The organism is Winogradskyella schleiferi, from assembly GCF_013394655.1.
Lineage (GTDB): Bacteria > Bacteroidota > Bacteroidia > Flavobacteriales > Flavobacteriaceae > Winogradskyella > Winogradskyella schleiferi.
In genome coordinates this window covers 1,885,418-1,905,485 of record NZ_CP053351.1, presented here as the reverse complement: position 1 = coordinate 1,905,485, position 20,068 = coordinate 1,885,418, and the positions used below count along the sequence as shown (strand labels likewise).

Annotated in this window: 20 protein-coding genes; 6 read left to right on the top strand and 14 right to left on the bottom strand. The window is 32.8% G+C overall.

Annotated features, from left to right (window positions below; genetic code table 11):
- Positions 1–64: 64 nt before the first annotated feature.
- The gene (locus HM990_RS08215) at positions 65–451 is read right to left on the bottom strand and encodes a hypothetical protein (RefSeq protein WP_178988469.1); all 387 of its coding nucleotides are present in this window, start codon (positions 449–451) and stop codon (positions 65–67) included.
- Between the two features lie 510 nt (positions 452–961).
- Here HM990_RS08215 and HM990_RS08210 point away from each other — a divergent pair.
- Together HM990_RS08210 and HM990_RS08205 are read left to right on the top strand one after the other, a co-directional pair.
- Positions 962–1,258, top strand: coding sequence for a DUF3817 domain-containing protein (locus tag HM990_RS08210; protein WP_178988468.1), 297 nt, complete (start codon positions 962–964; stop codon positions 1,256–1,258).
- A 70-nt stretch (positions 1,259–1,328) separates the two neighbouring features.
- Positions 1,329–2,489, top strand: coding sequence for a mechanosensitive ion channel family protein (locus tag HM990_RS08205; protein ID WP_178988467.1), 1,161 nt, complete (start codon positions 1,329–1,331; stop codon positions 2,487–2,489).
- Positions 2,490–2,501: 12 nt separating this feature from the next.
- Here the strand turns inward: HM990_RS08205 and HM990_RS08200 are convergent, their stop codons facing one another.
- Both HM990_RS08200 and HM990_RS08195 read right to left on the bottom strand, forming a co-directional pair.
- Positions 2,502–2,897 (bottom strand): acyl-CoA thioesterase, encoded by a 396-nt coding sequence (locus HM990_RS08200; protein WP_178988466.1) that lies wholly within the window; start codon positions 2,895–2,897, stop codon positions 2,502–2,504.
- 10 nt (positions 2,898–2,907) lie between these two features.
- The gene (locus tag HM990_RS08195) at positions 2,908–3,672 is read right to left on the bottom strand and encodes an SOS response-associated peptidase (protein WP_178988465.1); all 765 of its coding nucleotides are present in this window, start codon (positions 3,670–3,672) and stop codon (positions 2,908–2,910) included.
- A gap of 231 nt (positions 3,673–3,903) precedes the next feature.
- On the opposite strand from HM990_RS08195, the gene HM990_RS08190 reads away from it, so the two are divergent.
- Positions 3,904–4,320 carry a glyoxalase gene (locus HM990_RS08190; protein WP_178988464.1) on the top strand — a complete coding sequence of 139 codons (417 nt, stop codon included), beginning with the start codon at positions 3,904–3,906 and terminating at the stop codon, positions 4,318–4,320.
- A 10-nt stretch (positions 4,321–4,330) separates the two neighbouring features.
- The gene (locus tag HM990_RS08185; RefSeq protein WP_178988463.1) at positions 4,331–4,777 is read left to right on the top strand and encodes a hypothetical protein; all 447 of its coding nucleotides are present in this window, start codon (positions 4,331–4,333) and stop codon (positions 4,775–4,777) included.
- On the opposite strand, the gene HM990_RS08180 is transcribed toward HM990_RS08185, so the two are convergent.
- The 4 genes from HM990_RS08180 to HM990_RS08165 all read right to left on the bottom strand — a co-directional run bounded on the left by HM990_RS08180 (position 4,772) and on the right by HM990_RS08165 (position 7,491).
- Positions 4,772–5,449: a DUF2461 domain-containing protein gene (locus HM990_RS08180; RefSeq protein ID WP_178988462.1), complete on the bottom strand. Its 678-nt coding sequence runs from the start codon at positions 5,447–5,449 to the stop codon at positions 4,772–4,774. The two genes, HM990_RS08185 and HM990_RS08180, sit on opposite strands and share 6 nt — an antisense overlap.
- Before the next feature lie 117 nt (positions 5,450–5,566).
- A complete protein-coding gene (locus HM990_RS08175) occupies positions 5,567–5,740 on the bottom strand; it encodes a hypothetical protein (protein ID WP_178988461.1) in 174 nt (57 codons plus the stop codon).
- A gap of 132 nt (positions 5,741–5,872) precedes the next feature.
- Positions 5,873–6,775, bottom strand: coding sequence for a mechanosensitive ion channel family protein (locus HM990_RS08170; RefSeq protein WP_178988460.1), 903 nt, complete (start codon positions 6,773–6,775; stop codon positions 5,873–5,875).
- 218 nt (positions 6,776–6,993) lie between these two features.
- On the bottom strand, positions 6,994–7,491 hold the full coding sequence (locus HM990_RS08165; RefSeq protein ID WP_178988459.1) for a Dps family protein: 498 nt from the start codon (positions 7,489–7,491) through the stop codon (positions 6,994–6,996).
- A 247-nt stretch (positions 7,492–7,738) separates the two neighbouring features.
- Here HM990_RS08165 and HM990_RS08160 point away from each other — a divergent pair, with 247 nt between their 5' ends.
- Both HM990_RS08160 and HM990_RS08155 read left to right on the top strand, forming a co-directional pair.
- Complete coding sequence (locus HM990_RS08160; protein ID WP_178988458.1) at positions 7,739–7,960, top strand: hypothetical protein; 222 nt, start codon at positions 7,739–7,741, stop codon at positions 7,958–7,960.
- A 126-nt stretch (positions 7,961–8,086) separates the two neighbouring features.
- On the top strand, positions 8,087–8,512 hold the full coding sequence (locus HM990_RS08155; RefSeq protein ID WP_178988457.1) for a hypothetical protein: 426 nt from the start codon (positions 8,087–8,089) through the stop codon (positions 8,510–8,512).
- A gap of 71 nt (positions 8,513–8,583) precedes the next feature.
- Here the strand turns inward: HM990_RS08155 and HM990_RS08150 are convergent, their stop codons facing one another.
- From HM990_RS08150 to fabG, 7 genes are all read right to left on the bottom strand, one after another.
- Positions 8,584–9,369 (bottom strand): hypothetical protein, encoded by a 786-nt coding sequence (locus HM990_RS08150; RefSeq protein WP_178988456.1) that lies wholly within the window; start codon positions 9,367–9,369, stop codon positions 8,584–8,586.
- 351 nt (positions 9,370–9,720) lie between these two features.
- Positions 9,721–10,506, bottom strand: a complete 786-nt coding sequence (gene truA, locus HM990_RS08145) for a tRNA pseudouridine(38-40) synthase TruA (protein ID WP_178988455.1) — start codon at positions 10,504–10,506, stop codon at positions 9,721–9,723.
- 192 nt (positions 10,507–10,698) lie between these two features.
- Complete coding sequence (locus tag HM990_RS08140; RefSeq protein WP_178988454.1) at positions 10,699–12,420, bottom strand: T9SS type A sorting domain-containing protein; 1,722 nt, start codon at positions 12,418–12,420, stop codon at positions 10,699–10,701.
- A 404-nt stretch (positions 12,421–12,824) separates the two neighbouring features.
- Positions 12,825–15,917 (bottom strand): zinc-dependent metalloprotease, encoded by a 3,093-nt coding sequence (locus tag HM990_RS08135; RefSeq protein WP_178988453.1) that lies wholly within the window; start codon positions 15,915–15,917, stop codon positions 12,825–12,827.
- 200 nt (positions 15,918–16,117) lie between these two features.
- A complete protein-coding gene (locus tag HM990_RS08130) occupies positions 16,118–16,930 on the bottom strand; it encodes a prohibitin family protein (RefSeq protein WP_178988452.1) in 813 nt (270 codons plus the stop codon).
- Positions 16,931–16,940: 10 nt separating this feature from the next.
- Entirely contained in the window at positions 16,941–18,974 is a 2,034-nt protein-coding gene (locus tag HM990_RS08125; protein WP_178988451.1) for a VWA domain-containing protein, read from the bottom strand.
- A gap of 22 nt (positions 18,975–18,996) precedes the next feature.
- Positions 18,997–19,743, bottom strand: coding sequence for a 3-oxoacyl-[acyl-carrier-protein] reductase (fabG, locus tag HM990_RS08120; RefSeq protein WP_178988450.1), 747 nt, complete (start codon positions 19,741–19,743; stop codon positions 18,997–18,999).
- Between the last annotated feature and the right edge of the window lie 325 nt (positions 19,744–20,068).

The window sequence follows — 20,068 nt, the reverse complement described above, 5'->3', positions numbered from 1 at the left end:
TTTGTGTAGAATATTTTCAATAAACTGATTACAAATATACAATATATATGCCAAATATTTAATTTTATAAGTGATAAACAACACCTATCAGTACTCTAGGCATAAGACTTGGCTGTTTTATAGCTTTATTGGCATCACTGTAGGTGAATAGCTCATCATTGTTCTGGTTATCGTTTCTAGGATTGACATTATCATCGTCAGGACTGTATGAGGTATCGTGACCTTTTAAAGTATTATTAAAGAAATAATCGAGTCCAACAGCTGCGACTAACCTAAACTGTTCTGAAATTTTAAAGAGTGTTTCCCCACCCAATCCCAATCCGAATTGTTTAGAGGTCACGTCAAAATCTTCATTACCTCCAATATAATTAAAGTTAGCAGTAAAACTAGAATAACGTGGCCCAAAAACGATATAAGATTCTTCTAAATTAAGTAAGTCGGTTTTCCACATAAAGTCTAATCTGTAATCGAAAGCTTTCGCCTTCTCTTCAGGAACACCATTGGAGCATTATTTATAAAAATGCGTCTAGCGTCTGTAGAATTTCCGGGATTTAAATTGGTATAACCTATACCAAAACGGAAATGCATTGGCAAAGATTCTATAGGTTTTAGAGCGTAACGTTTAAATTAAACCCGAGTCCTCTATTATAGCCACTAGAAAATCCAATGGCGAAATTTGAGTCTTTATTTGTTATGTTTTGCGAAATTGAAAAATTTGAAATACTGATAATTGCAACTAGCAATGTAGTTTTAAGTAGGTTCATAATATAGATTTAGGTTAATAGATTGGGTGCTACGACAAATCATAACAAGTTATTTACTTTAGAAACCCAAGTCGGGATGTTTTTATGCTGAATAACACAAATGGCATCTTTTTATAGTTTCCACATTTTTCTTAAAAGCTGTTAAAACCTGCGTTTATTCATTAATTCTAAAGTACTTTTGCGGAAAATTTAAGATCATGCCAAAATTATTACCTGTTTTTAGGATTATAGCGTTATTGGAAGGTGTTTCGTATATTTTATTATTATTTATTGCGTCACCATTAAAATGGTTTTATAATGATCCTACATATGTTGGATGGTTAGGCATGCCACATGGCATTTTATTTATGGCCTACGTGGTTATCGCTATTTTCATAAGTTCTGACATGAAATGGCCAACGCGAACACTTTGGGTCGTTTTACTGGCTTCAGTTATTCCTTTTGGCACATTTTATATTGATAAAAAATACTTAACAAAATCCCGACGTGCTTAATATAAAACACATTCTTTACGATTTTCTCATAGAAAAAGGCTTATCAAAAGATATAGCGAGTTTTCTGAATATGCTAGTTTTACTAATAGCGGTTATCGTAGTAGCGTTTGCAATAGATTATGTGACAAAACGACTACTTTGGCGATTTTCTTCAGGCGTTGCTAAACGTACAAAAACGGACTTTGATAATATTTTAATTGATAATAAACTACCTAGAAATGTAGCGCATATTGTTCCGCTAATTATACTGATTGAATTTGTACCACAAATTTTCTCTGATTTTCAATATGCTGAAACCATTATAGCCAAAACTTTGAAAGTTATTGGTATTATACTCACATTGAGCATTATACGTAGTATATTAAAATCAATAAAAGATTACCTTAAAACTATTTCGAGCTATAGAGATAAGCCTATAGACAGTTACATTCAAGTCTTTATGATATTCGCTTGGCTTGTAGGTGCGTTTTCTGCTATTGCTATTTTAACAGGTATATCATTCTTCAAATTTGCTACAACATTAGGAGCTGCTTCAGCTATTATAATACTTATTTTTAAGGATACCATTCTCGGATTTGTAGCCAGTATTCAAGTTTCCATCAATGACATGGTGCGTATTGGTGACTGGATTACGTTTGAAAAATATGGTGCCGATGGTGATGTTATAGAAATTAATTTGGCAACCGTAAAAGTTCAGAATTGGGATATGACCATTACCACGATTCCTACGTATGCCTTAATTTCAGATTCGTTTAAAAACTGGCGAGGTATGCAGTCTTCTGGCGGACGACGTATTAAACGCTCGGTCATCATTAAAGTTTCAACTATAAAATTCTTGACTGAAGAAGACATTGAAAAGCTTAAAAAAATTCAATTGGTATCAGCATATATTGAATCTAAATCGAAAGAAATTATTGAATATAACATCGCGCATGGTGCTGACAAATCGATGTTGATTAACGGCATCAATTTGACGAACTTTGGAGTGTTTAGAAAATATCTTCAAACTTATGTTGAAAAACATTCTGCCATTAATGAGAAAATGACTTTAATGGTACGTCAATTAGAACCGACACCTCAAGGCATTCCTATGGAAATTTATTGTTTTAGTAAAGATCAACGTTGGGAAAATTACGAGTTTATCATTGGTGATATTTTTGACCATGTTTTGGCAGCCGTGAAGTATTTTGACCTGGAAATTTACGAATTGGCATTAGGCAACAAAAGTTAATTATTAGCCAATTCAATAAGCATCGTTTAATCTATCTTTTACAAACTCTATTTGCGTTTTTCCGTGAGGCGCTGGTTTTCCATCTGCACCTAAATTAACCATTACAATATTTTCTACGGTTAAAATGGTTTCCCTAGTCATTTTATTTCTGGCTTCACACTTTAATGTAATCGAAGATTTCCCAAATTTAAGTACCTCTATACCTAATTCTACAATATCACCTTGTACTGCAGAACTCATAAAATTGATTTCTGATATATATTTGGTAACGATTTTGGAATTTTCAAATTGAATGATGGTATAAAGCGCTGCTTCTTCATCGATCCAAGCTAAAAGTTGACCGCCAAATAAAGTACCATTTGGATTTAAGTCTTCGGGTTTTACCCATTTTCTGGTATGGAATCTCATTGTTTTAATTTTAAAAAATTAATTCTTCATAGTTTACTTCTTTGGAAATACCCTCCACATTGCCTTGATAATCGTTCCCTCTCAATTTGCTTACGGTATGCGCTTTTAATTCTACTTTAGGCAATCTGGTGATCATATTTTGAATTTCAATTTTATCGATATCATTTTCTAAAGGTTTTAACCATTTATCGGCTAAATCATCAGATAAAATCAACGGCATTCTTGGACCTTTTAATTTTGGATTATTATGAATTTTTGACATTAAATGATTGCCTTCTGTTGTTACAATTGAAAAGGTATTCGTAACACCACCATGTTCTGGATTTTTCCATTCGCTCCAAAGACCTGCCAAAGCCACTGGATTTTCATCTTTACGCTGAATAAAAAACGGATATGTTTTATTATTGAAATGATGATGTTCATAAAATCCATCAATATAAATCAAACACCTATTATGTTTTGCTGAATTTTTAAACGATGGTTTTTCAAAAATTGTTTCTCCTCGCGCGTTCAATGTTTTGTTCCAGATTGATTTTAATTGATTTGCATCCTTAACCCAATTGGGAACAAGTCCCCAAGTTGCAACCATCGGAAAATCATCTGTATCATTTGTATAGATTAGCATTTCAGGATGATTAAAGCCAGACATATGAAAAATTGGTAGATCTGTTAACGGAATTAACTTTTCCATAATTTCTTCAACCGCTCCTAAATCTCCTCGTCTTTTTGCTCTTTTAAGTTGAGCCTCATAACTTGCTTTTATATCGTAGCACATATATTGGAATAACGTCTATCGATGATGACCTTGCATTTTTTTATCATCACCTTAAATAATTTACCCAAAGATAAAATTTAGAAGGTACTATACGCATTGAAATGCATTCGATTTTTGAATCTTAAAATCATTATTGTTAATAAGACCGTTAACAAGATATTGTCACAGAAAATTGAAGTGCTCGCTATTTCATTAATTTTAATTCCGAATTTAAACCTTAATCATATTGTTATGGCTTCAAGATTTAATAACCTACTATCCATTAGACCTCAAATTTTATCTGCAAAAGTGTATGAAGGCATAAGTGCAGAAGAGGCTTTTCAGAATACAACTTTAAGACCTATAATCAAATTGCAACACAATTTATTTGTCGCTGTTTTTGAAAACTACATTGTGAAGCACAAAAATGTATTTTTTGATTTGTCCATGGACGATCAGCTCAACTATATTTCCAATGCTATTCAAAAAGACATTAAATTCAGAAATTCATTAAAAGGAATGATAATTGGTCAGTTTACGGTTGAAGAATATAAACTTTACATTCAAAATTCATCAGCTCTCAATAAACGAATGATGAATATTGTGAAGGAACGTTTAATTCAAAGTGTTCAGCTTTTTATACGACCTGAAACTCTTCAGGAGGTTTAGTCCATTTTCGATGAAAATAAAAACACAGTTATTAGAACTCTGCCAACGCTATGCGGACAAACGTGTATTGGGCTACAAAAATGAAATAGATTTAATAAAGGAATCTATTGAAAACAATGATAAAGTGAGCAATGAGGAAGATGACTCCGGAAATTCCAAATTATTGGATGATCTTGAGAAAAACATGACCTATCTCAATGATGCCCATAAAATGCGCGAACAGTTAAAATTGGTGAGGCCTAACTTGGTCTCTGAAACGGTTGTTTTAGGGAGTTTAGTGAAAACGGATAGCATAACCTTTTTTATTGCCTTAAGTATTGGCAAAGTGGAATTAGAAGGTTCGGAATATTATATTATTTCACTTGCTTCTCCATTAGGACAGCTTTTAAAACATCGTAAAAAAGGCGACGAATTTCAATTTAACGATAAGCGTTATTTGATTAAAGAGGTCTTATAATAAAGATTCGCCATTCAAATTGGTAGTTAGTACGTCGCTCATATAATCAAAAAAGGGTCTCATCTTTTTAAATGATTGATTCACTTCTTCTAGAAAATCATCGGCAAGAACTTCTTCGTCCGTGTATTTCTTTACAAAAATGAATTGTTTCCTTCGTATTAAATCTATGGCTGGATGTTCTTTATCAAAACTTTTTGGTGCTGTTTTTAGCTCATCTCCTGTGAAATCTCCCCAAGTGGATTTAAAGGTTTTATCTTTTAAAATTTCACGTATTTCTGAATCATCCATTTCAAATTCTTTCCTGATACGTAAAAGATCATCCTTATTAGGGTCCCAAAATCCAGTCGCAATAAACGATTCATTATTAGGTTGAATATGTAAGTAATAACCACCTCTTAGCTCTGGTTTTTTTCGAGAAAAAGAACCTCCAAAATGTGTTTTATAGGGTAATTTGTTTTTAGAAAATCTTACATCCCTGTAAATCCTAAATATTTTGATTTTTTCAATTTGATCGTGAACACCCATTAATTCACCCAAATGATTGTAGGCTTTTTTTACTTTTGTTTCAATAGCTTTAAATTCGGGTTTGTGTTCGTTAAACCAATCACGATCATTATTTTTTTCAAGCTTTTTAAAAAACGTCAGTAATTCTTTTGGGATGGTGTGGCTCATAAGGTGTTTGGTAAAATATTAATTCTAGACTTTACAATGTTGTTAGCTGTATTTTTTATAAAAATAAAAAAAAGCCATCGAAGTGATGGCTTATAATTTTTAATATTTTAGATAATCTTACATGTTGTCGTCAACCGCATCTTCAACATCGTCTGCAGCATCTTCAATTGCATCTCCTGCATCATCTACAGCATCTTCAACTTTATCTCCTGTAGATTTTTGTTCTCTACAACTTGTGGTCATTAGGCTTAAACTAAATAAGGCGATAAATAAATAACTTAATTTTTTCATTGTTTTTAGTTTTAATGGTTAATTGTTAGTCACTTTTGATATCTACAAATATCATCAACAAGTTATGATATTATTTGCTCTTAACCTAAGAGTTTTAACTCAATTAAATAGTATTTAATACTAATCGTAACATTATTTATTTCCAAATGCTTCCTTAAAATCGTCCGTATTGACGCCTAATTTATTATCAAATTGTAGCGTTCTAATTGGGAATGGGATATTAATATCTTCTTTATCGTACGCTTTTTTAATTTCGATGATAGCTTTGGTCTTTGCTCTTAATTTTTCAAGCATACTTTCGGCATCAATCCAAAAACGGCATAAATAGTTAATTGAGCTTCCACCAAATTCCGTATAATAAAATTCTACATCGTCTGCAGATTCTACTTGGTCGAATGTTTTGGCAATTGTTTCTTTGGTTAATCGTTCTACTTTTTCTAAATCGGACTCATATCCTACTCCACATTCTAGAAAAATCCTCATTCTCGTAGTTAATGAATAATTTTTTAAAGGGTTATCTAAAATCGTTTTATTTGGAATGACCACAATATTATTATCGGCTTCCTTTAAAGTGAAATCTTTCAGATTAATATCCATGACTTCACCTGAAAACCCAGTAGTTTCTACCCAATGACCAATTTGTATTTTTTTTCTGAAGGACAAAAGAAGTCCTGCAAATGTATTGGCTAAAGTCCCTTGCAACGCTAAGCCTATAGCCAAACCAACGACACCTGCACCAGCAAGTAAGGACGTTAAGGCTTTACCTAAGTTTAGAACGCCGAGTGCTATAAAAAGTCCCAATACAACGACCACTACAGCACTTACTCGAGCAATAGCTCTTTTAATTGAATCTTGTTCAACTCTTTTGTCCACTAAATTCCTAACGAATTTACTGACATATTTAGCAGAAAAATAAGCAGCAACCATGACTAAAATGGCCAAAACTAAATTTGGGATCATCGCAATAATGGCATTGAACCATCCAATTAATTTATCGACGAGATTTTCTAAAGCGGTATTGAATTGATCTTTCATACAGTTAAGATTATTATTTATTTATGATTCTTCTGTTTTGTATAGCCTTAATAATACACTTATAGCAAATATCGGAATGTAACATAGATTGTATTTGCTCGTATCCTATAAGGTTTAGCTCTAACCCCAAACCTAACGATCATATTTCACAAAAAAAATCGCATAAGGTTTGAATAAATTGAAACCTTATGCGAGTCTTATAAAATTATCTTATTGACTTAAACCAAACTTTCATTTAATTGCGAAGTGGTTTTCTTTGAAAATGCATCTAGCATCCAACTGTTTTTCTCCAGTTCCCTAATATATGCGCCGATTAAATCGATGGTTCCTTCGTCACCAATTTCATCTGCCTTGTTTACAACATTAGACATTTGCTTGAGAAGAACGGCGTGGTTGTTTAAAATTGTAGCAACCATTTCCTTATCTGTGAGCTTAGAAGAAACTTCCTTGATAGACGCTGATTTTAAATAATCTTCTAATTTGCTCATGGGATGATAGCGCAGTGTCAAAATACGTTCAGCGATTTCATCGATCTTAATTCGCGCATCATTATATAATTCCTCAAATTTTACATGAAGGTCAAAAAAGTTTTCTCCAAGAATATTCCAATGAAAATTTCTCAGATTTTGATAATAAATATGGTAATCTGCCAATAAGGTATTTAATTCTACAACCGTAGGCATTAATTTATCGTCTTTTATATTTAAATAACTCATAATTTATAAATTTTTAATTGTTAATAATGTTCCCCATAATTTAATTATATATGTCTTTTACCAAAGGGACTTAACAAGGTTTAACAACAGCCCGACTTCATTAACATAAATTTATGATAAGTAATGTGCTGATTCCTAAATAGATTTAACAATTGAATAATTACGTTGAGAAATGTTTTTAAATAAACTTGTGAGTTGTGAGATTTTTTCCTATTATGCACTACTTTTAAAACACACATTACTTTTTATGGGTAGACCAGCAACAAGACCAACTAAACTAAAGGACGGTTACTATATCGAAATCAGAAATAAAGGCTCAAGATCAGGTGTAAAACTTTACAGTGGCACCAAATTACAGATGCATCGCGCTATTAAAATGTATGAACGCTCAAAAGAAGTGATCATTTTAGGTGAATCTGTTGACGGAAAATTTGTAGACAAGGAGCCAAAACTTCACGTTGCTGATTAATTTCCAACTTCATTTTTTATAATTTAATTTCTATTAGAAATTAACGTTTCATAATTTTTTTCATACATTGTTGATTAAAATGGTACTTTCTTGTACCCTATTTAAACTAAACTAATCAACTTTATTATGACAAATTCTATGAACAAACCACCGATTTGGTTCTGGATTGTAAGCGTAATGGCACTATTGTGGAATGGTGCTGGTGTTATGGCGTACATTGGCAGAGCCTTTATGACGGACGACATTGTCGCACAATTACCGGAAGAACAACAAGCCGAATTTTTAATTCAGTATCCTGCGTGGTACACAGCTGCTTTTGCCTTAGCCGTATTTTGTGGTGCACTGGGATGTATTGCTTTGTTGATACGAAAAAAATGGGCACATCCATTATTTATCGTTTCTGCATTAGGCGCCATTGTTCAACATGTTTATCTTTTTACGACTGTTGAAATCACAGGTATGGTATTAGTAATGCCTATAATGGTAATTATTGTATGCCTATTTCTAGTTTGGTTTGCAAGAAATGCTATTGCGAAGCACTGGATTAACTAAATTTTTATAATCAAACAAAAAGGTAATGGTTATTAGTCCATTACCTTTTTAGTTATGTCTGAATTTAGTTTTTAATTAGTTATCAATTTTGATACTAAAGCGTTATATTCTTTATCGATTAAGTCATTATTGTAAACGAAAATTTTTCGTTTGGCCTTCCTTTGCCAACTATTATTTTTATTATAAGATTCTTTGATTAGCGATCCAACTGAAGATAGATTTTGATCCAGATGCTTTAATCTGATATATTTTATATTTTTCAGCAGCGCCGTTTTTCTAGTAAAATCAAAATAATACTCAATGAGTCGTTCAATTATTTGTTCATTATGTTCTGTTTCGATACCAAAATCAAACGAACGAAGATCTACGCCAACTTTCGGTTTCCAGAACAATTCATTTACCATATCAAATGAAAATTCGAGTTCAGGATCATACCAATAGTTTATAACCGAATTTATCCATTTACTTGGTAATCTCAAAACACAGATATATTGCAAATCCTTAGCAATTTCATGATTAGCCAATTCATCCAAGTATACGCTCCAAAAACCCGAGCATTCTAGCTTTAAATTCAAATAATTTAATCGCTTACCAAATAGGGAATCAAAATCTTGATCTAGATGCTTTAACGAAAAATAATGAATTGGCTCATGCTGAGAAATTGTTGAATTGAAACAGCTGGCTAAATATGTGGTCCCAGTTTTATATGGAGAAATACAGTAAACCGTATTATTATTTTTTAATTCTTTATCTGAATTGATAATTTTATATTTTACAACAGTCGCTTGTATTTCCCTCAGCAAAACAGCCAAAGGCGTACCTAATAAATAATTTTTTATTCTGTCAATTTGTCTCATATGAATTATACTTTACATTGAGTCAAAATTAATATGCAACTCAATTAAGCCTGTTTCAATTAATTTATAGTTCTGACTATCAACTTTAAGAAAGAGCAAATAAACAAGATTTGTTTATGCTATGGATTACTAAAGGCGTTCTATGTAAGTCAAAATATAAGTATTTAGATAAAATCATCATATAAATCTCGATAATCTTTAAATATTTCAGGATGAAGTTTTACTTTAAAGATTTTTTTATCTGAAATCTGCGAAGTGCTTTCTAGATTATTGAATGCATCATTTTAGTAAAGAACATCTTTGAAAAGACGCTTCCATAACAAAAAAACAATATTTTTTTTTGCAGTGAAACTATTCAAAATTAACGGCATGTAATATTAAACCTGAAGCTGGTGCAATATAATCCATAACTTCAGTGCTGTCTTTTTTTAAAGTTTCTTCGATATAGTCAAGTGTGATCTCTCCTCTACCCAATTTAATTAAACACCCAAACATCAACCGGATTTGGTTTCTCATAAAACCCTTACCTATTACCTTAAAAACATATGATTCTTCAGGAAAAAAATTAGCCGTATAGATCGTATTATCTATAATTTCAGAAGCATTAATAGTTCTAAAATATTCGCCTTTATCTGTAGCACGATAACAGTAGGTTTTAAAATTATGTGAACCTTCAAATAATTTGGCACCTTGTTTCATTAATTCAACATCTAAAGGCTCAAGAATGGTCGTTAAGATTGGAGCACAAAATGGATGATTTTTTCTCCCTTCAGAAAACACGTAGTGATATTCCTTTAGTTTAGAATCTTGAATAATATTGAATTCTTTATCAACTTCAGCAATAGATAAAGCTCTTATATCTTGTGGTAAATTATGATTGAATAATTCTAAAAAAGCCTCGAAGTCTTTAATAGGTTCATTATAAATAAATAATTCTAAAGCAGCTTCATTGGCAGATACCATGGCATCAGTACGTCCGGCACCTAAAGTTTTAAATTTTGTATCTTGAAAAATGAACTTCAGTGTGCGATCAATCATTAGATGTACCGTTTTAACGTCGGGTTGTTTTTGCCAACCATGAAAACGATAGCCCAAATATTGAATTTTAATAAGATAATAATAACGTTTATTAAACATAATTACAAGAACGCTAATTTCTTTAAGAATCCGAAAGTAATACTTGTTTTTATAAACAATTAATAAAGAAGCTGGGTGTTACTAAGCAAATAGTCTAATATTATTTCTACTAAATAGGCTTTAACAAAAAATAAAACTGCCATAATCATAGACTATGGCAGTTCCGCTTATAAAGTATTATTTCTCCAGATATTAATTGATTATCAGCTTTTCTATTCGCCTTGCGTTCGTTTGACTATCTAATTCAATAATGTAAATACCTGCAGTTAAATGACTAACATCTATAATTTGTCTTGAACTATTAGATTTTAACTCATTTGTAAAAATAAGACGACCATTAACATCATATAATTTTGCTTTTGTTTTGCTTTGTAATTCACCATTAATATGAATTGTTTTAGTCTTGCTAGCTGCATAAATATTAATGGTATCTAGGTTTGATTCAAAAATACTAAGTACATCAACACTAAATCTAAGATAAAAACGACCTGTGCCATTTAAATTATCATCAGCTGTAAATATATAATCGTTAGTATTTAGTAAAGTAAACGAATTATCGGCGGTGTCTTCTAGATATATATTTATGTCATCGGGCATATCAGTTTCAAGAATACTTAATGTTAACTCTTGGCCTTGACTAGCATTTACACCTAGAGGAATCACAACATCATACATTGAATCAGGATCAAAAGCCTGAACAGCAAATGGAATTCCAGAATTATTTTCAACTAAATGGGAATAAATTGAAAACGCAGGAGGGATTTGACTATATAAACCTGTATCATAGCCAGGGTCAAATCCCTGAGTGGCATTACTATTAAAATAAAAATCTGTATTAAAATCTAAATCCTCCGAAGATGAATTCAAAGTTATATGTCCATAATGCGGCGATGATGATGTCGTTCTTCCTAAAATAAAGTCATCGGAAGACCCTGTAGTTCTCATACTCGTTGTAAAATCAACTAGTCCTCCACCAGATTTTGATTTTACAAAAAAGGCCTGACCTGGAGCGATTAACTCTTCCATAGCTGGAGAATCAATTGTTGCCTGGTTCCAAACTGTCCAACCATTTGAAGCATCACCATCATATCCATATATAGCTTGGTATAAGGTATTATTTAGTTGTGTTTTATTTTGAGTAAAAAATTCTTCAAAATCGAGATATGAAGGATATGGATTCCCAATTAAATTCCAAGCTCCTCCGCCAGCATCATCAGAAATTACGACATCTAAAACGTCATCAGTTCTAGGGGCACCTGTAAAGGTTAATGTACTTCCATCGATTGTTGCTGCTCTGTATCCCATGCCTGCATCAATCGAAGTTGTCTCCTGTGAAAGGATGTCATAGTTTTGGTAAGCTCCAGATGATGTATCATAAGGGGCGAAGGCTCTTAATGTACCTGAAGCTGCTAAATTTACGTTTAAACCTGCAAAATCAGGAAAAAGTTGCCCTGAAATTGGTGCAGAAATTAAATCGTTTGTGCCTAATTGAGATGTATATCTCTTATAAGTTACAGTTCCCACAATAGTTCCATCGGAGATCAAACTTGAATATTGTTGGGAATTGGAATTTAAGTTTATAGCGTCTGTAGTCAAAGTAACACCAGAATCAATAACTATAGCAGCGCCGGGATCTACAGTTAAAATATTACATAACGTGTTTGCCGAGATGTTTGCCGTACCAGACTCAATTATAATATCATCAAGGGAAGTCGCTGCATTAAGCGGGCTGCTGGGCGACCAACCATTATTATAAGTATAGGTTATTCCTGAGGTTTCTGCTCTTGCACTAGCTGAATAATTACCATCAGTACTTCGGTTTTGGCTATCGAATCCAGATTTTTCTTGTGCTATCAATGGATTTGAAATGCACGAAATAAGTAAAAAAAACAAAGTAGGTTTTAAGTTTTTCATAAGATTTGGGTTTTTATGATTTGGGTTAAACATTTAGTTATAGCAAACTTATAAAATCCTTAATATTAACCGATTAAATGCAAATATAATCGATTAAAAAAAATAAAGAATCGATAAAATTCATATAAAATCGACTAAAAGTATATTATTCCGACAAAATGTTTTTGAGGTGTTTTCTTAAATCATTTGTAAATTTATTTACATAATGTATAGGTTTAGAATTTCTAATACCAATTAATAAATGAGATAATAAACGGCAGATTGTTTTCTGAATAATAATCTATGTTATTGTCTCTGTAATAATTTTAAACTTGGTCAGTCGCTTAAGTCATTTTAGAATGGGTATAAAAAAACAGCTATAATCGATGATTATAGCTGCTTTTAAATTCTATTATCTTAAAATTTTATTTTATAATCAATTTTTGTGTTTTCGATTTATTATCACTAAATATTGATATAACGTAAATTCCTGAGCTCAAAGAAGAAACATCAATACGATTTGAAGTATTTAAAACATCTAGGCATTCATTTAATACTAATCGGCCTTGAATATCGTATAAGTTAGCTTTGCTTTTACCCACCAATAAACCTTTAACTACAATTTCCTTTGGTGTAGAAGTCGCATAAATATTTAAATTGTTCAGTTCATCATTATTAACAGATAGCGTTTGTGTTGCATATTGAATATAAAATCGACCTGTTCCTGTAAGGTCATTCGATGCCGTAAAGGTATAATCCGAAGTATTTAATAATGTAAATGCATTTTCTACGGTATCATTCAAATAGACATTAACACCTGAAGGTAAATAAGAAACATCATCAATGGATATGGTTAACTGCTCATTAGCCTGTGCCTTAATTCCTATAGGAATAATAACGTCATTCAAATCATTAAACGGTAGCGCTTGAATGGCCATATCCAAACCAGAATTATCTTCCACAAGGTTGGAGAAAATTGAATATTCCGCCGTACTCCCTGAGTAAGAACCTGCATCATAACCAAAGTCTAATCCTCTGGTTGTTCCTTCAATAAAGTAAATTTTAGTTGATGCATTATTTGAGGAACTATTTAAATTCAATTGGCATAAAGCAACAGTTGTCGAACTATCTCTTCCTGCAATAAAATCATCAGAAGTACCAGTAGTTCGCATATTTGTTGTAAAATCCACTAAACCGCCTCCCGATTTTGCTTTCACGAAAAATGCTTGGCCAGGTGCAAGGTATTCATCAGCTGATATATCAACTATAGAAGAAAAATTCCAAACGGTCCATCCTCCATTGCCATCATAGCCGTAAATAGCTTGGAATGCATTGTTTGGGTCAAATTCGCCCGCATTAGTCGTAAAGAAAGTTTCAAAATTCATATACGAAGGGTAAGGATTTCCAATAAGGTTCCATGCAGAACCAGCAGTAGCATCAGAAATGGGAACATCGAGAACATCATTAGTTCGAACCGTTCCTGTAAATGTTAGTGTACTTCCATCTGTTGTTGCGGCTTTATAACCAGTACCAGCATTGATTATCGTTGAAGCATTTGTACTTGTATCGTAATTTTGAAATGCTCCTGCGCTTGTAACATAAGGCGCAAATGCCCTTAATGTTCCTGATGTAGCCAAATTTGGATTTGCAGTTTCAAAGGAGCCAAATGTCTGATCAACTACAGGTGCTGAAATTAGGTCATTTGTTCCAATCTGCGCTGTATGTCTATTATAATTTACGGTTCCTGTGATCGTACCATCTACTATTAAACTCGAAAATATTTGCGACGTAGAATTTAAATTTGATTCATTAGTAGTTAGTGTAATACCGGAATTAACAGTCAATGCTGCTCCAGGATCAACAGTTAAAGAATTACAAGTGGTATTAGTTGAGATTAAAGCACTACCAGTTTCAACTATTATATCATCACTTGCGCCTGAAATACCATTGGGATCATTTGGCAACCATCCATTATTATAGGTATATGTTGTTGAACCGCTTGGCTTAACATAAATGGTGTAATCTTCGGATTGGCCGTAACTCAACAATGAATAGCAAGCTGAATTTAACACTCCAGACCCATGTCTGTCATCTAATTCTGTAATAAATCGAACCCTTACATAATCTCCATAAGGTATCGTTGTTGGGTAGACTAAATTAACAGAAACTGTACTTTCACCAGGTATGTCTTGAGATAAATGTTGCTGTTCTGCCCCATCATTAAAATCTCCATCGTCATTCCAATCTATCCAAACGCCTAATTGCTGATAATTTACAGGAAACATACCAACGTTTAAGGTATTAGTTAGGGATGCATCTATTTCAAAGTAATTAGAACAATTAGAACTATTATCAATATTGCCTCCATCACTTGCAGAAGAATATGAGGTAAAGGAAACACCATTCAATTCAACGCTTATAATTCCTGCACTGTTTGTCGAAGTTGTATTATTGCTACAAACAGCAACTGGTGCTACGTAAGTTGGATCCAATGGTTGAGAACCTTTAGAATTAGCAAGCGAAGTTCCTTCCATGGCTGCACGAACCCTTGTTTTTTGATCATTGGTAAGTCGGTCAGCACAACTATAATAACTCATAATATTATTTATGGTATTATTATTTATCCAAGGATTGCCTGTACAATCGTTTGTTACAGGACAAGTACTTGTTTCTCTTTTGTGTGGAACAGTATCTGCACAGCCATCGCTATCTGTACCTATTGTTGTGTCTGCAGGACAATCACTACCAGTACCATCACCTTGAAATGTATGATACAAATGAAAATAATGACCAGCTTCATGTCCTACTGTACTATTATCTCTACTAAAGCTTAATGGCCAAGACGGATTTGAATTACTAGGATCATAGCCAAAAACGGTGTACATCATAACAGAACCTTCTCTTGTATTTCCATAGTAAAAGTTTGCATAACCTTGATAGCCAGAACCTCCATTATTTCCATTGATCTCTGTTACAATCCAAATATTAAAATAATCAGTCTCTGGCCAGCGGCTTAAATCTTTTAAAGTATCTTGGTCGGCACCAGAACCTCCATAAAGAGATACTCCGCTTGCAGTGTAATTGGTTACACCAGAAGCATCTATTCTATTGATCCCAGTCGTAGCATTACAGTCAGGATCTCTTTGAGCAAGCACAAATTCAATTTCAAAATCTATTGGACTTGTCCCAACCTGTCCTCTGTAATAATCATTTAAATTATCGATACTACTCTGTATTTGAGCATCGGAAATATTACTTCCTGTACCTTCTGCTTCGCCCAAATGCAATACATGAATTACTACAGGTATAGTTAGTATTTCACCTGCCATTCTAGAAAAACTCCTATTCGCAATGGCTTTCTGTAATCTTTTTTCAGCTGCTCTTTCCAAGGAAACAAAGTTAGGATCTTGACGTTGTTGTTCTCTTTGGGCATCAAAACCACATTGATTTTGTGCGAAAGACAGTGTAAAAGACAACATAACTAAAAGAGATAAAAATGGGTATTTAGTAGGTTTCATAAGTTTAGGATCTAATATTGAAACGGTAAAATACATATTTCAAAGATGAAATGCCTAAAAATATAATAATAATCGACAAGAAGTAGCAATCATGAATTTTCAAAGACAGAAGAAAAAGGATAAGACCGAAAGAGATTACATAAAAAAACCCTAATGATTTCTCAAAAGGGCTTTAAAAATTTCTGTCTGAGTTTAAACTACTAATTACCCAATATAATAGGCATTCCACTATCACCAGAACCAATTACAACCACTTTACTATTTGTGGATTCTGATAATTTAATCGTTGCCTCAATACCTTTATCCTGTAGGATTTTATCAGTTAAAGAGGCACTTAAAATTTTATTGGCATCCGCTTTACCCTGGGCTTCAATAATTTGGCGCTGTGCTTCTTTGTCTGCAGTGACCAATCTGAATTCATATTCCAAAGATTCCTGTTCTTGCTTCAACTTGCGTTCAATGGCATCTTTTATGGTTGGTGGCAAGGTGACGTCCCTAACTAAAATCTCGTCAATAACGATAAATTGGCCATTCACGATTTTTTTAGTCTCCTCAAAAATCTCTTCTTGAATGGCATCACGTTTACTGGAATACAATTGTTCGGGTGTATAACGACCGACTACACTACGCGCTGCCGACCTTATAGTAGGCAGTATGATACGATTTAGATAGTTATCTCCTATTTCCTGATGTAATTTGCCCAAATTAGCTTGATCTGGTTGGTACCAGACTGAAGCATCCAATTGAATATCCAATCCATTTGAAGACAACACTTTCATTTTTTCAAAAATCTCCTGTCTTCTCACTTCATAAACAAACACCTTATTCCAAGGTGCAACAATATGAAACCCTTCACCCATTGGTGGTTCATCGGTAACAACACCTTCCCCAAATGTTTTAAACAAAACTCCAGCTTCACCTGAGTCAATTGTTACAGCTGATTTAGCTATTACAATTATTAATATTATTATTCCTATTAAAATCGGCAATCCAATCTTTGGTAATTTTTCCATTATTTTTATTTTAAATTAATCCGTTATATTTTCTGATAAACCACTCCGCAAAAAGACTCAAAGCTATTAAACCAAGTAGATATTTCCAATCTATCAAAGGTACGATATTTTTAGTGCTTTTCTGTATGGTTCTGTACCGATTGTCATTTAGCAAATTATCAATCAACTGCTCGACATCAGTTGTAAAGTAAGCTTCTCCTCCACTGTTTCCAGCTAATGATCTCAATTTAGTAATATCGGCATTTAGGAATTGTTGCTCTACATTATATTCCAAAACTTGAAAACTTCCGGATGCAGCAACGGATTCCGAATTATGTTTTACCCTAAAATCATACAAGCCAGCCTTAATGCCACTTAAATCTACAGTGAAATTCCCATTGTTAAGTAATAATGGAACCTCTCTTATGCTTTCATTTTCCTTATTTTTCAATACGATACTTAGCGAAGCCGAATTATCGAACTCAAAGTTTTTGTTGAAATATTGTGCCGTTATAATCACATCATCATTACCATTATAAAAAGATTTGTAATCGATGTTGATGCGTTTTCTTTTTTTGTTGGAACTTAAATATTGAACCAGTTTATTTATAAATTCGTCAAAATTATTGAAACTATTGGTATTGAGAAATGATTGTGCTCGCCATCGCCAAATGTCTTCTCCATTTAAAATGGCATGTTTTGTACCATCCGCTTCAAAGGTTGCCAATAAAATATCTTCAGTTGTAATTCCGTTGACACTTTTAAATAATAGAGTTTCATGTGGTACTGAAATTTGAAGCGCCCCAAACTCAGCAATTAAAGGTGGAAAACTATTGAAATCGAGATTTTCTACAATGAAAGTGCTATAGTTTCTGTTCAAACTTGGTTGGTAGTTTTCTGTTTGATTAGTTATCTTTTGTTTGAAATACTCTTGACTTTGATTTAAAATACTCCAGTTGGTTGTTGCTCCTGTTATAATAAAAGTATTGATTTTCTGTTCTTTAATCGCTTTTAAAATTGTATTAAAGTTATTATTTGGCTGATACAATACAACCAGTTGAAAATCATTAATTTTACTTAATAAATCTTTTGGATTTATAATGGAGACACTTCGTTGTTCATTACTTTCAATCGCCTTTTTAAAAGCCCCTAAATCGGGATGCATACGATCATAAACTAAAGCAATATTTGTTTTTTGGTCAATAACTTCTACTCCAAAATTCTTATAATTATTGATTTTATTCTTTTCGCTATCTAAAGGGACCAATTCAACTCTATACGTTTTTACGCCAACACTATTTGCCGTTAATGCTGTTGACACAATTTCCGAAGTCTTGGAGGCATTAAATTGTAGCGTTTTTCTATATACTACAGAATTGCCAGACCAAATTTTAAGTTCCGAAGTTATTGCTTCATTTCCACTATAATTCGTAATAATTTCAACCGGAAATTTATTCTTGAGATAGACATAACGATTAACATTCAGTTGCTTAATACTTAAATCTGAATGTACTGTTGAATCTCCAAGAATCACTGGGTAAATAGGTTGTTTAATACCTTTTGCCATATAACTGTAATCTGAGCCATAGGTTTGGTTGCCATCACTTAGCACCACAAGTGGAGCGGTTTGATTGGCATAAACTTCGCCAAACTGTTTTAACGCCAAAGCTAAATTAGATTGGCGTTCGTTAAAATTTAAACTATCTAAGGACTTAACCGTTTTCCCAAAACTATAGGTTTGAATATTAAAACGATTATTAAGTTCTGAAGTATTAGTTAAAGCATCTGCCACTTCCCTAGCCTTTTCATCTTGTTTTAAATACGAAACGGACTCTGAATTATCCACAGCAATTACTAGCGTTGGTTTTTCATCAAAATAGGTGAAGGATTCGAACTTGGGATTAATAAGTAATAATAAAATTCCAAATATTGAAATCGCTCTCAGTGCTGTGAACAGATATTTTAAATTATTTTTAAATTTCGATTTATATAAATACTGAAACAGCGCTAATAAAAGCGCTGTTATGGCAGCAATAGTTATATATATTATTGTTTCCTTTTGCATTAAAAGATTTTAGATCTACAAATTAGGTAAGCATTCCGCCATCAACATTAAGCGTCTGTCCGGTAACATAAGCGCTTAAATCACTAGCTAAAAATACACAAGCATTAGCAATATCTTCTGGTGTACCTCCGCGTTTTAATGGAATACCTGCTCTCCATCCTTTTACAGTTTCCTCATCCAATTTTGCTGTCATTTCAGTTTCTATAAAACCAGGTGCAATGACGTTACTTCTTATATTTCGTGAGCCTAATTCTAAGGCTACGGACTTAGAAAATCCAATAATTCCGGCTTTAGATGCTGCATAATTAGTTTGTCCTGCGTTACCTTTAACTCCAACAACAGAACTCATATTAATTATAGACCCTTTTCGTTGCTTTAACATGGTACGCTGAACCGCCTTAGTCATGTTAAAAACCGATTTTAAGTTTACTTCAATGACCTTATCAAAATCTTCTTCTCCCATTCGCATAAGGAGATTATCTTTTGTGATTCCTGCATTATTCACAAGAATATCAATAGAACCGAATTCTGCTAAAACTTCTTCAGCCAATTTTTGGGATTCATCAAAATTTGCAGCATTACTTTGGTAGCCTTTAGCTTTCACACCTTTGGCATTTAATTCTTTTTCAAGTGCATTAGCAGCTTCAACGGATGAGCTGTATGTGAACGCCACATTTGCGCCATGCTCTGCAAAAATTTCAGCGATTCCTTTTCCAATGCCTCTACTCGCACCTGTTATTATGGCTGTTTTTCCTTCTAAAAGTTTCATAATTTTAATGTTAAGTTTATAAGCCATCCAAGCCTTCCTACTTCGAATGCGATCAGTAAAGGCACTTAGAAGTAGATTTGGCAATTGCCTATGATTGATTGTCAGTAATCTATAGTTAATCTATTATTATATCCGAGTATACCATTTGAGTGTCTTCCCTTAACGAAGAGTCAGATGGGACTTTATTTCAAATATACCAATTTCAATTTGCATCAAATAAAAAAACCTCACAAGATTTTGTAAGGTTTTTAACAGTAATTTGAAAATAATTCAAAAATTTTTCTTCGAACTAAACTGAATTTATTTCAGAATCTCTTCAGTTTAA

Bases quoted from the DNA above. Each gene is read 5' to 3' on its own strand.
- HM990_RS08190 (WP_178988464.1), top strand. From the start codon at position 3,904: ATGGCTTCAAGATTTAATAACCTACTATCCATTAGACCTCAAATTTTA.
- HM990_RS08195 (WP_178988465.1), bottom strand. From the start codon at position 3,672: ATGTGCTACGATATAAAAGCAAGTTATGAGGCTCAACTTAAAAGAGCA.
- HM990_RS08175 (WP_178988461.1), bottom strand. From the start codon at position 5,740: ATGAAAAAATTAAGTTATTTATTTATCGCCTTATTTAGTTTAAGCCTA.
- fabG (WP_178988450.1), bottom strand. From the start codon at position 19,743: ATGAAACTTTTAGAAGGAAAAACAGCCATAATAACAGGTGCGAGTAGA.
- HM990_RS08180 (WP_178988462.1), bottom strand. From the start codon at position 5,449: ATGAGCCACACCATCCCAAAAGAATTACTGACGTTTTTTAAAAAGCTT.
- HM990_RS08210 (WP_178988468.1), top strand. From the start codon at position 962: ATGCCAAAATTATTACCTGTTTTTAGGATTATAGCGTTATTGGAAGGT.
- HM990_RS08200 (WP_178988466.1), bottom strand. From the start codon at position 2,897: ATGAGATTCCATACCAGAAAATGGGTAAAACCCGAAGACTTAAATCCA.
- HM990_RS08185 (WP_178988463.1), top strand. From the start codon at position 4,331: ATGAAAATAAAAACACAGTTATTAGAACTCTGCCAACGCTATGCGGAC.
- HM990_RS08150 (WP_178988456.1), bottom strand. From the start codon at position 9,369: ATGAGACAAATTGACAGAATAAAAAATTATTTATTAGGTACGCCTTTG.
- HM990_RS08155 (WP_178988457.1), top strand. From the start codon at position 8,087: ATGACAAATTCTATGAACAAACCACCGATTTGGTTCTGGATTGTAAGC.
- HM990_RS08215 (WP_178988469.1), bottom strand. From the start codon at position 451: ATGTGGAAAACCGACTTACTTAATTTAGAAGAATCTTATATCGTTTTT.
- HM990_RS08165 (WP_178988459.1), bottom strand. From the start codon at position 7,491: ATGAGTTATTTAAATATAAAAGACGATAAATTAATGCCTACGGTTGTA.
- HM990_RS08170 (WP_178988460.1), bottom strand. From the start codon at position 6,775: ATGAAAGATCAATTCAATACCGCTTTAGAAAATCTCGTCGATAAATTA.
- HM990_RS08125 (WP_178988451.1), bottom strand. From the start codon at position 18,974: ATGCAAAAGGAAACAATAATATATATAACTATTGCTGCCATAACAGCG.
- HM990_RS08135 (WP_178988453.1), bottom strand. From the start codon at position 15,917: ATGAAACCTACTAAATACCCATTTTTATCTCTTTTAGTTATGTTGTCT.
- HM990_RS08130 (WP_178988452.1), bottom strand. From the start codon at position 16,930: ATGGAAAAATTACCAAAGATTGGATTGCCGATTTTAATAGGAATAATA.
- truA (WP_178988455.1), bottom strand. From the start codon at position 10,506: ATGTTTAATAAACGTTATTATTATCTTATTAAAATTCAATATTTGGGC.
- HM990_RS08140 (WP_178988454.1), bottom strand. From the start codon at position 12,420: ATGAAAAACTTAAAACCTACTTTGTTTTTTTTACTTATTTCGTGCATT.
- HM990_RS08160 (WP_178988458.1), top strand. From the start codon at position 7,739: ATGGGTAGACCAGCAACAAGACCAACTAAACTAAAGGACGGTTACTAT.
- HM990_RS08205 (WP_178988467.1), top strand. From the start codon at position 1,329: ATGCTAGTTTTACTAATAGCGGTTATCGTAGTAGCGTTTGCAATAGAT.